At 51.0% G+C, this 13023-nt stretch carries 7 protein-coding genes, 3 pseudogenes and 5 other annotated features; of the genes and pseudogenes, 7 read left to right on the top strand and 3 right to left on the bottom strand.

Annotated elements, in window-relative coordinates:
• Positions 1-67: 67 nt before the first annotated feature.
• Positions 68-2059, top strand: a sequence feature (Similar to Escherichia coli K12 oxygen-insensitive NAD(P)H nitroreductase gi: 1786792 (218 aa). BLAST with identity of 98% in 663 aa. This CDS has been disrupted by insertion. The sequence has been checked and is believed to be correct.).
• A pseudogene (gene nfnB / locus SF0485) lies at positions 68-2059 on the top strand. (Overlaps the previous feature by 1992 nt.)
• Positions 395-1723, top strand: a mobile genetic element. Its footprint overlaps the pseudogene before it by 1329 nt.
• The gene (locus SF0484) at positions 502-1710 is read left to right on the top strand and encodes an insertion element iso-IS10R transposase (protein NP_706428.1); all 1209 of its coding nucleotides are present in this window, start codon (positions 502-504) and stop codon (positions 1708-1710) included. (Overlaps the previous feature by 1209 nt.) Before nfnB ends, SF0484 begins: the two are co-directional and overlap by 1209 nt.
• 107 nt (positions 2060-2166) lie before the next feature.
• Complete coding sequence (gene ybdG, locus SF0483) at positions 2167-3414, top strand: transporter (RefSeq protein ID NP_706427.2); 1248 nt, start codon at positions 2167-2169, stop codon at positions 3412-3414.
• Positions 3415-3481: 67 nt separating this feature from the next.
• Here the strand turns inward: ybdG and pheP are convergent, their stop codons facing one another.
• Together pheP and ybdE are read right to left on the bottom strand one after the other, a co-directional pair.
• Entirely contained in the window at positions 3482-4858 is a 1377-nt protein-coding gene (gene pheP, locus SF0482; protein NP_706426.2) for a phenylalanine transporter, read from the bottom strand.
• Positions 4859-4958: 100 nt separating this feature from the next.
• Entirely contained in the window at positions 4959-8102 is a 3144-nt protein-coding gene (ybdE, locus tag SF0481) for a cation efflux system protein CusA (protein NP_706425.1), read from the bottom strand.
• A 726-nt stretch (positions 8103-8828) separates the two neighbouring features.
• Positions 8829-10159: a mobile genetic element, on the top strand.
• Between ybdE and SF0480 the strand changes: the two genes are divergently transcribed.
• Together SF0480 and SF0479 are read left to right on the top strand one after the other, a co-directional pair.
• Positions 8875-9285: an IS2 repressor TnpA gene (locus tag SF0480; protein ID NP_706424.1), complete on the top strand. Its 411-nt coding sequence runs from the start codon at positions 8875-8877 to the stop codon at positions 9283-9285. It overlaps the preceding feature by 411 nt.
• Positions 9357-10148: an insertion element IS2 transposase InsD gene (locus SF0479; protein NP_706423.1), complete on the top strand. Its 792-nt coding sequence runs from the start codon at positions 9357-9359 to the stop codon at positions 10146-10148. It lies within the feature at positions 8829-10159.
• Positions 10158-11236: a sequence feature (Similar to Shigella flexneri Bifunctional tail protein sp: Q9XJP3 (624 aa). BLAST with identity of 96% in 392 aa. This CDS has been truncated. The sequence has been checked and is believed to be correct.), on the bottom strand.
• Here the strand turns inward: SF0479 and SF0478 are convergent.
• Positions 10158-11236, bottom strand: a pseudogene (locus SF0478). (Overlaps the previous feature by 1079 nt.)
• Positions 11235-12540, top strand: a mobile genetic element. Its footprint overlaps the pseudogene before it by 2 nt.
• Here SF0478 and SF0477 point away from each other — a divergent pair.
• Positions 11289-11615: an insertion sequence element IS629 protein gene (locus tag SF0477; RefSeq protein NP_706422.1), complete on the top strand. Its 327-nt coding sequence runs from the start codon at positions 11289-11291 to the stop codon at positions 11613-11615. (Overlaps the previous feature by 327 nt.)
• Positions 11830-12498: pseudogene (locus tag SF0476) on the top strand. (Lies within the feature at positions 11235-12540.)
• Positions 12541-13023 lie beyond the last annotated feature (483 nt).

Here is a 13023-nt window from a genome sequence, read left to right as displayed (position 1 = left end):
CGCTTACCATTTCTCGTTGAACCTTGTAATCTGCTGGCACGCAAAATTACTTACACATGGAGTCTTTATGGATATCATTTCTGTCGCCTTAAAGCGTCATTCCACTAAGGCATTTGATGCCAGCAAAAAACTTACCCCGGAACAGGCCGAGCAGATCAAAACGCTACTGCAATACAGCCCATCCAGCACCAACTCCCAGCCGTGGCATTTTATTGTTGCCAGCACGGAAGAAGGTAAAGCGCGTGTTGCCAAATCCGCTGCCGGTAATTATGTGTTCAACAAACGTAAAATACTTGATGCCTCGCACGTCGTGGTGTTCTGTGCAAAAACCGCGATGGACGATGCCTGGCTGAAGCTGGTTGTTGACCAGGAAGATGCCGATGGCCGCTTTGCCCTGATGAATCCCCTAATGATTTTTATCAAAATCATTAAGTTAAGGTAGATACACATCTTGTCATATGATCAAATGGTTTCGCCAAAAATCAATAATCAGACAACAAAATGTGCGAACTCGATATTTTACACGACTCTCTTTACCAATTCTGCCCCGAATTACACTTAAAACGACTCAACAGCTTAACGTTGGCTTGCCACGCCTTACTTGACTGTAAAACTCTCACTCTTACCGAACTTGGCCGTAACCTGCCAACCAAAGCGAGAACAAAACATAACATCAAACGAATCGACCGATTGTTAGGTAATCGTCACCTCCACAAAGAGCGACTCGCTGTATACCGTTGGCATGCTAGCTTTATCTGTTCGGGCAATACGATGCCCATTGTACTTGTTGACTGGTCTGATATCCGTGAGCAAAAACGGCTTATGGTATTGCGAGCTTCAGTCGCACTACACGGTCGTTCTGTTACTCTTTATGAGAAAGCGTTCCCGCTTTCAGAGCAATGTTCAAAGAAAGCTCATGACCAATTTCTAGCCGACCTTGCGAGCATTCTACCGAGTAACACCACACCGCTCATTGTCAGTGATGCTGGCTTTAAAGTGCCATGGTATAAATCCGTTGAGAAGCTGGGTTGGTACTGGTTAAGTCGAGTAAGAGGAAAAGTACAATATGCAGACCTAGGAGCGGAAAACTGGAAACCTATCAGCAACTTACATGATATGTCATCTAGTCACTCAAAGACTTTAGGCTATAAGAGGCTGACTAAAAGCAATCCAATCTCATGCCAAATTCTATTGTATAAATCTCGCTCTAAAGGCCGAAAAAATCAGCGCTCGACACGGACTCATTGTCACCACCCGTCACCTAAAATCTACTCAGCGTCGGCAAAGGAGCCATGGATTCTAGCAACTAACTTACCTGTTGAAATTCGAACACCCGAACAACTTGTTAATATCTATTCGAAGCGAATGCAGATTGAAGAAACCTTCCGAGACTTGAAAAGTCCTGCCTACGGACTAGGCCTACGCCATAGCCGAACGAGCAGCTCAGAGCGTTTTGATATCATGCTGCTAATCGCCCTGATGCTTCAACTAACATGTTGGCTTGCGGGCGTTCATGCTCAGAAACAAGGTTGGGACAAGCACTTCCAGGCTAACACAGTCAGAAATCGAAACGTACTCTCAACAGTTCGCTTAGGCATGGAAGTTTTGCGGCATTCTGGCTACACAATAACAAGGGAAGACTCACTCGTGGCTGCAACCCTGCTTACTCAAAATCTATTCACACATGGTTACGTTTTGGGGAAATTATGAGGGGATCTCTCAGCGCTTTGCCACGCCGGAAGCGAAAGCCGCGAACGATAAAGGTCGCAAGTTCTTCGCCTATATGCACCGTAAAGATCTGCATGATGATGCAGAGTGGATGGCAAAACAGGTTTATCTCAACGTCGGTAACTTCCTGCTCGGCGTGGCGGCGCTGGGTCTGGACGCGGTGCCCATCGAAGGTTTTGACGCCGCAATCCTCGATGCAGAATTTGGTCTGAAAGAGAAAGGCTACACCAGTCTGGTGGTTGTTCCGGTAGGTCATCACAGCGTTGAAGATTTTAACGCTACGCTGCCGAAATCTCGTCTGCCGCAAAACACCACCTTAACCGAAGTGTAATTCTCTCTTGCCGGGCATCTGCCCGGCTATTTCCCCTCAGATTCTCCTGATTTGCATAACCCTGTTTCAGCCGTCATCATAGGCTGCTGTTGTATAAAGGAGACGTTATGCAGGATTTAATATCCCAGGTTGAAGATTTAGCGGGTATTGAGATCGATCACACCACCTCGATGGTGATGATTTTCGGTATTATTTTTCTGACCGCCGTCGTGGTGCATATTATTTTGCATTGGGTGGTACTGCGGACCTTCGAAAAACGTGCCATCGCCAGTTCACGGCTTTGGTTGCAAATCATTACCCAGAATAAACTCTTCCACCGTTTAGCTTTTACCCTGCAGGGGATTATCGTCAATATTCAGGCGGTATTCTGGCTGCAAAAAGGCACCGAAGCGGCAGATATTCTGACTACCTGCGCGCAGTTGTGGATCATGATGTATGCGCTGCTTTCAGTCTTCTCGTTGCTGGATGTTATTTTGAATCTGGCGCAGAAATTCCCGGCGGCATCTCAGTTACCGCTGAAAGGGATATTTCAGGGGATTAAACTGATCGGCGCAATCCTGGTCGGCATTTTGATGATCTCGCTGCTGATTGGTCAGTCGCCAGCGATTCTAATCAGCGGTCTTGGTGCAATGGCTGCCGTGCTGATGTTGGTATTTAAAGATCCGATTCTTGGTCTGGTGGCAGGTATTCAGCTTTCCGCGAACGATATGCTGAAACTGGGCGACTGGCTGGAAATGCCGAAATACGGCGCGGATGGCGCGGTGATCGATATTGGGTTAACCACCGTCAAAGTGCGTAACTGGGACAATACCATTACCACTATTCCCACCTGGTCTCTGGTTTCTGACTCCTTTAAAAACTGGAGCGGGATGTCAGCATCTGGCGGGCGACGTATTAAGCGCAGTATCAGTATTGATGTCACCAGTATTCGTTTTCTTGATGAAGACGAAATGCAACGTCTGAATAAAGCGCATTTGTTAAAGCCTTATTTAACCAGCCGCCATCAGGAAATTAATGAGTGGAATCGCCAGCAAGGTTCTACGGAGTCGGTATTAAACCTGCGCCGAATGACCAATATTGGAACCTTTCGTGCCTATCTGAACGAATATCTGCGTAACCATCCGCGGATTCGTAAAGATATGACCTTAATGGTACGCCAACTGGCTCCAGGTGATAACGGTTTACCGCTCGAGATCTACGCGTTTACTAACACCGTGGTGTGGCTGGAATATGAAAGCATTCAGGCTGATATATTCGATCACATATTTGCGATTGTCGAAGAGTTTGGTCTGCGACTTCATCAGTCGCCAACCGGCAATGATATTCGCTCTCTGGCGGGTGCATTTAAGCAGTAATTAAAAAAACCGCTCTCATCGAATGGATGAGAGCGGACATCGTTTTGTCGGATGTAGCGTGAATGCCTTATTTCCGACGCAGCGTTTTAAATGCCACAAACAGGAATACAATCCACACCGGCAGCAGGATCGCTGACAAGCGCATATCATCCATCGTGCACATCAGCAGCAAAATCATGCCGAGGAAGGCGATGCAAAGATAGTTGCCGAACGGATAGAGCAGCGCCTTAAACTGTGTTTCACGCCCCTGACGTCGCATCGCCGCGCGAAAACGCAGATGCGCCAGGCAGATCATAATCCAGTTCAACAGCAACGTTGCTACCACCAGCGCCATCAGCAGACCAAACGCTTTTTGCGGCAGCAGATAGTTGATTAACACCACCAGCGAAGTGATCGCTCCGGAAAGCATCAGCGAGTTAATCGGCACACCGCGACGGCTGACGCGAGTCAAAAACTTCGGCGCATTACCCTGCACAGAAAGGCCAAACAGCATGCGGCTGTTAGAGTAAACCCCGCTGTTATACACCGACAGCGATGCCACTAGAATGACGAAGTTCAGCGCAGAAGCTACCACATTGCTGTCGAGATTATGGAAAATCATCACAAACGGGCTACTGTTGGATTTCACTTCCACCCACGGATAGAGTGCCAGTAAAACCACCAGTGAACCGATATAAAACAGCAGGATGCGATACACCACCTGATTTACCGCTTTTGGAATGCTTTTTTCCGGATCGCGCGCTTCAGCGGCTGTAATCCCAATCAGCTCCAGACCGCCGAAGGAGAACATAATTACCGCCAGCGACAAAATCAGCCCATTCCAGCCGGTGGCGAAGAAACCACCGTAGCGCCAGAGGTTGTCGATACTGGCTTTCTCGCCGCCGTAACCAGAAAACAGCAGCCACAGGCCAAAGCCGATCATACCGATGATCGCCAGCACTTTAATCAGCGCAAACCAGAACTCGGTTTCGCCATATAAGCGCACGTTCACCAGGTTAACGGCGTTGATGATAATAAAGAAGGCGGCAGCCCAAATCCACGTTGGAACATCCGGGAACCAGTACTGCATATAGATGCCCGCAGCGGTCAGCTCTGCCATTCCCACCAGCACGAACATTACCCAGTAGTTCCAGCCAGAGAGGAAGCCCGCAAACGGTCCCCAGTATTTATAGGCAAAGTGGGCAAATGAACCGGATACCGGCTCTTCGACCACCATCTCGCCAAGCTGGCGCATAATCAGGAAAGCGATGATCCCGGCGACGCCGTAGCCCAGCAATACAGCCGGACCCGCCATCTGAATCGCCGGGCCAATGCCAAGAAACAGACCAGTACCAATTGCGCCACCCAGCGCAATCAGTTGAATATGACGGTTATGTAATCCGCGATGAAGCGTCGGCTCTTGATTCGACGCAGTATCTTCCGATACGGTTGACGCGTTTTTCACGCCTTTCCCCTGTGTGTCTTTTTTGTTGAGGGGCACCTTTTAACATTTAGTGCCCATCGTCGCAAGACACAATCCACACGGTTAAACGAGGTATCCTGCTTTAATTCCGTACCCGATGTCGGTGCAGCCACATCAGCTTATACGCCGCCGGGATAATAAACAGCGACAGCAAAGGTGCGGTGATCATGCCGCCAATCATCGGTGCGGCAATCCGGCTCATCACCTCTGAACCAGCCCCCGTTCCCCACAGAATCGGCAGCAGACCGGCGATAATCACCGCCACCGTCATCGCTTTCGGGCGCACGCGCAGGACCGCGCCGTGATACAACGCCTCATCCAGCTTCTGCTCGCTGAATGTTTGTGGATTATTCAACGACGGCTCGGCCTCTATGGCGTGACGTAAATACATCAGCATCACCACGCCAAATTCGGCGGCGACCCCGGCAAGGGCAATAAAGCCGGTACCCGTCGCCACAGAAAGATGAAAGCCCATCCACCACAGTAACCAGATGCCGCCCACCAGCGCAAACGGTACGCTGCTGATAATCAGCAACGCTTCGCCCACCCGACGGAATGCCAGATACAACAGCACGAAGATGATCATCAGTGTCATCGGCACCATGAGTTTCAGCTTATGGTTGGCGCGCTCCAGTAGCTCGAACTGCCCGGAGAATGCCACGCTGGTGCCCGGTTTTAACTGCACTTTTTCAGCTATCGCTTTTTGCAAATCGTGAACCACCGACACCATGTCACGATCGCGGGCATCGATATAAATCCAGCTCGTCGGGCGCGCATTCTCGGTTTTCAGCATCGACGGTCCGGTAGAGACTTTAACGTCGGCCACGTCTGCCAGGGTGATTTGCTGCTTCATCGGCGTCAGGATCGGCAACTGGCGCAGTGCCTGCGGACTATCGCGCCAGCTTTGCGGATAACGCAGATTAATTGGATAACGGGCAATCCCTTCCACCGTTTCGCCAACCATCGCCCCGCCCACCGCAGAAGTCACAAACAACTGCACATCCGCCACCGTCATACCGTAACGTGCGGCTTTTTCACGGTTAATCTCAACGTTGATATAGCGCCCACCTTCCAGCCGCTCAGCAAGCGCAGAAGCTACGCCTGGCACCGTTCGCGCCACTTCTTCAATTTGCTCAGCCATCGCGTCGATATCCGCCAGCACAGTGCCGGAAACTTTAATGCCGATGGGGCTTTTAATGCCGGTTGAGAGCATATCGATACGGTTACGAATTGGCGGCACCCACAGATTCGCCAGCCCCGGCAGACGCACGGTGTTATCCAGTTCCTCAATGATTTTGTCCATTGTCATGCCTGGCCGCCACTGATCCTGTGGCTTAAGCTGGATGGTCGTTTCTACCATCTCCAGCGGAGCAGAATCGGTGGCGGTTTCCGCTTTCCCGGTTTTGCCAAATACCCGCGCCACTTCAGGTACGCTCATAATTAGCTTGTCGGTTTTTTGCAGCATACTCGCCGCCTCTGCTGCGGAAATCCCCGGCAGCGTCGATGGCATATACAACAAGTCGCCTTCATTGATCTGCGGTAAAAATTCCCCGCCAACTTTATTGAGCGGCCAGAGAACCGTCAGCACCGAAAGCGCCGCCACCAGCAGCGTGGTTTTCGGCCAGTGCAGTACTTTCAGCAACAGCGGATGATAAACACGAATCAAAAAGCGATTGAGCGGATTACTGCTTTCCGGCGGAATTTTGCCACGGATCCAGTAACCCATCAGGATAGGGATCACTACGATCGCCAGCAGCGCCGCACCCGCCATCGCATACGTTTTGGTGAACGCCAACGGGCCAAACAGACGCCCTTCCTGCCCTTCCAGGGTGAAGATCGGGATAAACGACAACGTGATAATCAGCAGACTGATAAACAGCGCCGGCCCCACTTCAACAGACGCATCGGTGATCACCTGCCAGCGCGTTTTATTATCCAGCGTGGCGTCAGGATGCTGGTGCTGCCACTCTTCCAGCCGTTTATGCGCATTCTCGATCATGACGATAGCGGCATCGACCATCGCCCCGACGGCAATCGCAATGCCACCCAGCGACATAATATTGGCATTCAGCCCCTGGAAGGGCATGACAATAAAAGCAATACACAACCCCAGCGGCAACGAAATAATCGCCACCAGCGCCGAGCGCACATGCCAGAGAAACGGCGCGCAGACTACCGCCACCACAATAAACTCTTCCAGCAACTTGCCGCTGAGGTTGTCGATGGCCCGGTCAATGAGCTGGCTGCGGTCGTATGTTGTAACTATCTCCACGCCTTCCGGCAGACTACTTTTCAGCGTTTCCAGTTTGTCCTTCACGGCGGCGATCACTTCTCGGGCGTTTTTGCCGGATCGCAGGATCACCACCCCGCCCGCCACTTCGCCTTCGCCGTTTAGTTCGGCAATGCCCCGGCGCATCTTCGGGCCAATCTGGACCTTCGCAACATCGCGCAGATAAACGGGCACGCCATTTTCACTGGCTTTTAAAACGATGTGATTAAAGTCGTCGAGCGTTTGTAGATAGCCGCTGGCGCGCACCATATATTCTGCTTCCGCCAGTTCGATTGACGAACCGCCCGCTTCCTGGTTTGAAGCATCCAGCGCGCTTTTTACTTCGGCGAGACTGATGCCATACTGCGCCAGGCGCTGAGGATCGATAACCACCTGATACTCTTTCACCACACCGCCTACCGACGCCACTTCCGCAACGTCAGGAATGGTTTTCAGCTCATATTTGAGAAACCAGTCCTGCAATGAGCGTAAATCGGCAAGATCGTGCTTACCGCTGCGATCCACCAGTGCATATTCATAGATCCAGCCAACACCCGTGGCATCTGGTCCCAGCTCGGCGCTGACTCCCGCAGGCAGCTTACCCTGTACCTGGTTGAGGTACTCCAGCACCCGCGAACGCGCCCAGTACGGATCGGTGCCATCTTCGAAAATGACATACACATAAGAGTCGCCAAACTGCGAGAAACCACGCACAGTCTTCGCGCCAGGCACCGACAACATGGTGGTGGTTAGCGGATAAGTCACCTGATTTTCAACGATTTGCGGTGCCTGGCCGGGATAGCTGGTTTTAATAATCACCTGCACATCGGAGAGATCCGGCAACGCATCCACTGGCGTATTAATGATGGTCCAGGTGCCCCAGATGCTCAGAAACAACGCGCCCATCAGCACCAAAAAACGGTTCGCCACCGAGCGACGAATAATCCATTCAATCATTGGTTATTCCCTCAATGCGCATGGGTAGCACTTTCAGAGCGCATCCGCTCCAGTGCGCCAGAAATATTGGCTTCGGAATCAATCAGGAACAGGCCGCCGGAAACCACCTTTTCACCTTCCGCCAGACCAGAGCGTAATGCGGTGACGCCTTGCGATGCCTGGAAAACAGCAACGCGTTTCGGTACAAAGCGCCCGTCGGCATCAACGGTAATCACCCGCTGTTCGTTGCCGGTATCAATCAGCGCCTGTGACGGAATGAGCAGCATCGGTTCGCTGGCGGTGTTGAGTTGCAACCAGGCGTTCATGCCCGGTTTTAGCGCCTCGTCGGCGTTGTCGACTTCCAGACGCAGCTGCAGCGTGCGGGTCGCGGCATCCACGCCAGGTAGCAGCGTCCATTTGCGGATGGTGAGTGTTTTATCCGGTCGCGCCGGAACGGTGAGGGTAAACTGCGAGGCATCTTTCACCAGCCAGGCGATGGACTCCGGGATCGCAGCAGTGACCCACACCGGGTCCATACCCTGAATTCGCGATTACGCGCAATCCCCCTGAGAACCGCCATGAACAAGGGTTTCATGATTTGTGATTTTAGTTTGGTACGCAATTTGGTACACAACACTATTTTCACTTCAGCGGGTAGTCATCAAACTCACCATAACGAGCATCGTTGATGATGTATGTGATCACCACAAATATCACATCTGGACTAGTTCCGTCTTCATGCGCAGGTAGACTGGCCCCCTGAATCTCCAGACAACCAGTATCACTTATTTAAGTGATAGTCTTAATACTAGTTTTTAGACTTGTCATTGGAGAACAGATTATTGATGTCTTAGGGCCGGAGAAACGCAGACGGCGTACCACACAGGAAAAGATCGCAATTGTTCAGCAGAGCTTTGAACCGGGGATGACGGTCTCCCTCGTTGCCCGGCAACATGGTGTAGCAGCCAGCCAGTTATTTCTCTGGCGTAAGCAATACCAGGAAGGAAGTCTTACTGCTGTGGCCGCCGGAGAACAGGTTGTTCCTGCCTCTGAACTTGCTGCCGCCATGAAGCAGATTAAAGAACTCCAGCGCCTGCTCGGCAAGAAAACGATGAAAAATGAACTCCTCAAAGAAGCCGTTGAATATGGACGGGCAAAAAAGTGGATAGCGCACGCGCCCTTATTGCCCGGGGATGGGGAGTAAGCTTAGTCAGCCGTTGTCTCCGGGTGTCGCGTGCGCAGTTGCACGTCATTCTCAGACGAACCGATGACTGAATGGATGGCCGCCGCAGTCGTCACACTGATGATACGGATGTGCTTCTCCGTATACACCATGTTATCGGAGAGCTGCCCACGTATGGTTATCGTCGGGTATGGGCGCTGCTTCGCAGACAGGCAGAACTTGATGGTATGCCTGCGATCAATGCCAAACGTGTTTACCGGCTCATGCGCCAGAATGCGCTGTTGCTTGAGCGAAAACCTGCTGTATCACCATCGAAACGGGCACATACAGGCAGAGTGGCCGTGAAAGAAAGCAATCAGCGATGGTGCTCTGACGGGTTCGAGTTCTGCTGTGATAACGGAGAGAGACTGCGTGTCACGTTCGCGCTGGACTGCTGTGATCGTGAGGCACTGCACTGGGCGAGGACTACCGGCGGCTTCAACAGTGAAACAGTACAGGACGTCATGCTGGGAGCGGTGGAACGCCGCTTCGGCAACGATCTTCCGTCGTTTCCAGTGGAGTGGCTGACGGATAATGGTTCATGCTACCGGGCTAATGAAACACGCCAGTTCGCCCGGATGTTGGGACTTGAACCGAAGAACACGGCGGTGCGGAGTCCGGAGAGTAACGGAATAGCAGAGAGCTTCGTGAAAACGATAAAGCGTGACTACATCAGTATCATGCCCAAACCAGACGGGTTAACGGCAGCAAAGAACCTTGCAGAGGCGTTCGAGCATTATAACGAATGGCATCCGCATAGTGCGCTGGGTTATCGCTCGCCACGGGAATATCTGCGGCAGCGGGCTTGTAATGGGTTAAGTGATAACAGATGTCTGGAAATATAGGGGCAAATCCATCACCAGTTAACGTACAACCACTTACAAAGACGAAGATCGCCGACTGTTCTATCGCTATACTTTGATTGTTTGCAGCCGTGTTTTTGTTTGCAGTGTTGATATGAACACCACTGACAATTTTATGTGACTGCGTTGAGGCCGGCGTTCTAAAATATATCCCCGTAAATTGTTCAGTGCCATCGGCATCTGCTGCTATCCATGAGTTTGAGAAAGAAAATCCTCCGTTTACATTCTCTATAACCACGCCTGTTGAGCCGCAATAATCTAAATCCAGTTGTTCCATATGCAAATCAAGGCAATCATGAACATAGACGGCATTTTTAAAACCAATGCACATGGTCTCACTGTCTAAAATTATTGCTTCTGACCTAACTGCCTCTGACGACCACGCATACGTTTGAGGCTGAATCCTGATGCCAAAGCTTTCATCAGCAGAATAATTTCCTCTGCTGAAATGGCAGGAGCTGACACTAACACTTACGCACTGGCCTAAAAAGTGAAGACCGACTCTACAGGTTCCAGCCTGACATGCTATAAATTTTGAGTGCCAGAGCCCTTGCATTAAATAATGCGGTTTCAACTTCATTCACCATTACATTATCAAATACCCAGCCATAAACCTGTCTGATGACAGAGTCTTCTGCTGTAATGTTTGTGTCAATACCATTGCAGGTGTTATTACCAGTTACTCGTATATTTCTCAGATAACGGCCGATAGTGTCTGAATCATAAGACAGCCTTAACACAGATCCTGTAAGTCCGCTTTTTGCTCGGAGTTGCGATGCCTTACCAACTCCTCTGATGTTAACACCGCCAGGAATAAGCAAAGTGGATCCAACAATATACCCCACCGCTTGGTTGCTCGCAGGGATAAACAGCTCCCCGCCGGAGGGTAGTGAAGCAACGGCATCTATAGCATTTTGTATTGCCTGGTAATTATCTGTCACACCATCATCAATAACACCAAAATCCAGGATACTTATTGCTTCTTTATTTTTGTCATGCTGAGTTCTTAAAACTGCTTTTGGTAAAGGCTGCTTGACGCCAATCATGGCATCGCCTTTGGTGTTATCCTGAACCGCCCCGGGAATCCTGGAGACTAAACTTCCTGAGAAAGAGGTAAACAGGATGACTAAAAATACTCGTTTTTCCCCCGAAGTCCGTCAACGGGCAGTCCGTATGGTTCTGGAAAGTCAGGGCGAATATGACTCACAATGGGCGACAATTTGTTCCATTGCTCCAAAGATTGGCTGTACGCCGGAGACTCTGCGTGTCTGGGTTCGCCAGCATGAGCGGGATACCGGGGGCGGTGATGGAGGGCTCACCACCGCTGAACGTCAGCGTCTGAAAGAGCCGGAGCGTGAAAATCGTGAACTGCGCCGCAGTAACGATATCCTTCGCCAGGCTTCCGCTTATTTTGCGAAGGCGGAGTTCGACCGCCTCTGGAAAAAATGATGCCACTGCTGGATAAGCTGCGTGAGCAGTACGGGGTCGGACCGCTATGCAGCGAACTGCATATTGCCCCGTCAACGTATTACCACTGTCAGCAACAGCGACATCATCCGGATAAACGCAGTGCCCGTGCGCAGCGCGATGACTGGCTGAAGAAAGAGATACAGCGCGTATACGATGAAAATCACAAGGTATACGGTGTAAAGTCTGGCGTCAGTTGTTACGGGAAGGTATCAGAGTGGCCAGATGCACTGTGGCACGTCTCATGGCGGTTATGGGACTTGCCGGTGTTCTCCGGGGTAAAAAGGTCCGTACGACCATCAGCCGGAAAGCCGTTGCCGCAGGCGACCGCGTAAACCGTCAGTTCGTGGCAGAACGACCTGACCAGCTGTGGGTGGCTGATTTTACTTACGTCAGCACATGGCGGGGCTTCGTCTATGTGGCGTTCATCATTGATGTGTTTGCCGGATACATCGTGGGGTGGCGGGTCTCATCGTCCATGGAAACGACATTCGTGCTGGATGCACTGGAGCAGGCGTTATGGGCCCGTCGACCGTCCGGCACGGTCCATCACAGTGATAAAGGTTCTCAGTATGTATCGCTGGCCTACACACAGCGGCTTAAGGAAGCCGGATTACTGGCATCAACAGGAAGTACAGGCGACTCGTATGACAACGCGATGGCGGAGAGCATCAATGGTCTTTACAAAGCGGAGGTAATACACCGTAAGAGCTGGAAAAACCGTGCAGAAGTGGAACTGGCCACACTAACGTGGGTGGACTGGTATAACAATCGACGATTGCTGGAAAGGCTGGGCCACATCCCTCCGGCAGAAGCAGAAAAAGCTTATTATGCTTCCATCGGAAACGATGATCTGGCAGCCTGAGTTCACAGATAAAACACTCTCCAGGAAACCCGGGGCGGTTCAGTTGTCGAACCAGTAGTCGAGACACTGGGCGACCGTCATGGAGTTCTCCACCTTCTCTTCAAAATAAGTGCGTGGATCCGTTCCTGAGAAATAGAGCTTTCGCAAGTCAGCAGTGATCTGTCTGGCATCCTTCAAAGACAGGGATGGGTATCGACCAAGCCCAAGTCGATTAGGCTTGCCATGCCAGCGATAGCGGTACTGGAACTGGATGACCCCCTTCGGTGAAATTCGTACGCTGAGGCCATCAGCATCAGCCACTTCTTGTGGGCCAGAATATGGTTTACCATAAATAGTACGCAGTTTTGTGTCGCTTATAGCCATAAATAATATTTGGTACGCTCAGAAATAATGGTTTGGTACACATCTGGTACACAATATCACATGGACAACAGCGCACAGTAAACAACTATATTTGACGTTCGTAGACATACTCAGGTGAAAAAAAGGTTGTTTTTCGAGTTATAACAGACAGTTAATTAACTA

The organism is Shigella flexneri 2a str. 301, from assembly GCF_000006925.2.
Lineage (GTDB): Bacteria > Pseudomonadota > Gammaproteobacteria > Enterobacterales > Enterobacteriaceae > ECMA0423.
The sequence above is the reverse complement of the archived record's forward strand: the minus strand, read 5'-3'. Positions and strand labels throughout refer to the sequence as shown.